The organism is Candidatus Cloacimonadota bacterium, from assembly GCA_034661015.1.
Lineage (GTDB): Bacteria > Cloacimonadota > Cloacimonadia > JGIOTU-2 > JGIOTU-2 > JAYEKN01.
Genome location: JAYEKN010000205.1, coordinates 1 through 2,366 on the forward strand (window position 1 = coordinate 1; position 2,366 = coordinate 2,366).

Below are 2,366 nucleotides of genomic sequence, written 5' to 3' on the forward strand. Positions count from 1 at the left end.
AGTTAGCAGCCCGCAACTGCTTTTTTTATGATTACCGTTTGAAAATAAAAGACAATATCAAATAAACTTTAAAATCAAACTGAATCAATTGATTGAGAATGAGACTCAGTCAACAGAAAGAAAGGAAAAAATGAAAAATCTCAAAAAGATGATTATCCTCGTTCTTGTAATTATTAGCTTTGCAAAAATGGGATATGCAGCGAATATTCTCGGATGTCCAAATGGAATAATGAAAGGTGTCATCTGGCCCAGAGTCGGTCTGAAATTCATCAATGCAACCCAAAAATACGACTTTGGGAAAAGTGAAATGGTAGATATTGATAAAGGAAACGGACTGCACAAAATGTCAAAGAAACTTGTTGGATTCAGATTAGGTTATGGTTTAACGAGTAAAATTGATATTGGAACTGTGATAAAATATGTTACTGTCGATAAGGAGAAAAAAACTCCGTCAGGAATAAATAAAATTGAAGAAAGCGGATTTACCGACCTTTGGTTAAGTGGAAAATACAGATTTTTCGAAGTTCATAAAAAGGAAATTTTTGATTATGCAAAATTCAGCATTGGTGCTTGTTATAAATTTCCTCTTTGCAATGACAATGAGAAAATATGTAATTCGTTAACTAAAGGTGAAGATGAGATGAAAATCGGATTCATCCATCATGAGGGAATTAAGGGAATTGATTTTGCCGGTCATTTTTTGTATATTTACAGAGGAAGGGCAAAAGAAATTACTAATGAACAAGGAAATCACATGTATGGAAAATCCGGAATCGAACTTTCCGATAGATTCAATTATATGCTGAAAACAGAATATTGTTTATGTGAAAAATTAGAAGCCGGCTTGGGAGTAAATGGCTGGATGAATCTGAAAGACGAAGGAACCTGGGTGCAAAATACTAAGAAGAAAGAACAATTTTATAGCCATAATATTGATGCGTCCATTCATTTCCGACCCTGGGGTAATGATTACGAAAAAAGAAAAATTTACGTACACTTCGGTATTCCTTATAAAGTAAAAAATAATACAGCACCGGATTATACATTATCCATCGGTCTGATGTACACCTTCTATTAATGTAACGTTCAGCCTGAAGGGGGGTAGTTAATGTACCCCCCCCCATTTTTTAAGACATGGAATTATTATGAAAAAATCAATATATCTATTTATCTTACTCAACTTTTTTCTTGCACTTCCTCTCCCTGCAAGAAAAAATACAATTGAAGATATTCAACTCAATGATTCGGCATTTATCTCGGAAATACAAAAGCATCTTCCATGGGGAAATATAAAAATTTTCAACACATCACATGGAAGATTTGCCGCTGTTTATAAGGACTCTCTACTCTCATTTGTTCTCTCCACTGCAGACCATTCTGAACTCAGAGGATATAAGGGGTATAGCAACCTTCTTATCTTTATCAGCAGTGAAGGAACTGTTGAGCGAATCACTTTTGTGGATTCGGATGACACAAAACCATGGGTAAAAAGAGTCCTCAAATCAGATATCCTCTCAGCTCTTTCTATGCAGAATTTGGATACACAAGAACGACCAAACTATCTTGTGACAGGGGCAACCGTTACTTCCGAAGTTTTCAGTAAAAGCGTAAAGCAGACTCTTGAATGGTTCAAAAATTTCTATTCAAATCTGGAAGTCCAAGATCCTAAATTCGTAATTGCAGATTCTTTGAACATATATAATAAGTAAAATGAAACTACCGAAACACAAAATCAATTATTATACTAATATAGTTTCATTTTTCGTGTTCATCATTTGTGGAGTAACTGGTATTTTGAAATTCCCGATGATTACTGATGCATTTAATATCTACGAAAATGGCGTATTTATGCTATTGACATATGTTCATGATATTTCTGGCTTATTGCTTGTGGTTCTGATCATCCTTCATATTTTTCTGCATGGGAGATACATGAGAAAAATGTTAAGACCAAAAACGAAAAAAAATCTTTGGATAGATAAGTATTGGGGATTATCTTAGAACAAAATTGGAGAATTTTAAAGATGAATAATACAAAAAAAATCGCATTTAACACTATGCTACTCACACTTTCCTTTTTCGGCATTGTCTATATGCTTTTGGTAATCAGCAGTCAGACAGGTAACATTCCTTATCTTTTTGCAGGTTTGATCTTGCTGGGACTGGGAATCTATCTTTTTGTCATTTCCTCTAGAATGAAAACAAACAAATTTTGGAGCAACCTTCTCGCTATCTTTTCCGGGATTTCTCTCTGGGGATTTTTTGGTGAATTCCTGGAAAATGCGGATCTATATATTTCAGATGCAACCATAGAAATTGCTCATTGGAATTTTCTGCCTGTTCTGGTTTTAATGATCTTCATATTC

3 protein-coding genes are annotated in these 2,366 nt (G+C 34.2%); all 3 read left to right on the top strand.

Annotation, left to right across the window (positions count from 1 at the left end):
* Window positions 1–130: 130 nt before the first annotated feature.
* On the top strand, window positions 131–1,078 hold the full coding sequence (locus U9P79_08020; protein ID MEA2104568.1) for a hypothetical protein: 948 nt from the start codon (window positions 131–133) through the stop codon (window positions 1,076–1,078).
* Between the two features lie 67 nt (window positions 1,079–1,145).
* On the top strand, window positions 1,146–1,709 hold the full coding sequence (locus U9P79_08025) for a hypothetical protein (protein MEA2104569.1): 564 nt from the start codon (window positions 1,146–1,148) through the stop codon (window positions 1,707–1,709).
* A 315-nt stretch (window positions 1,710–2,024) separates the two neighbouring features.
* On the top strand, window positions 2,025–2,366 hold a 342-nt coding region (locus U9P79_08030; protein MEA2104570.1), incomplete at its 3' end, for a hypothetical protein.

Bases quoted from the DNA above. Each gene is read 5' to 3' on its own strand.
- U9P79_08020 (MEA2104568.1), top strand. From the start codon at position 131: ATGAAAAATCTCAAAAAGATGATTATCCTCGTTCTTGTAATTATTAGC.
- U9P79_08025 (MEA2104569.1), top strand. From the start codon at position 1,146: ATGAAAAAATCAATATATCTATTTATCTTACTCAACTTTTTTCTTGCA.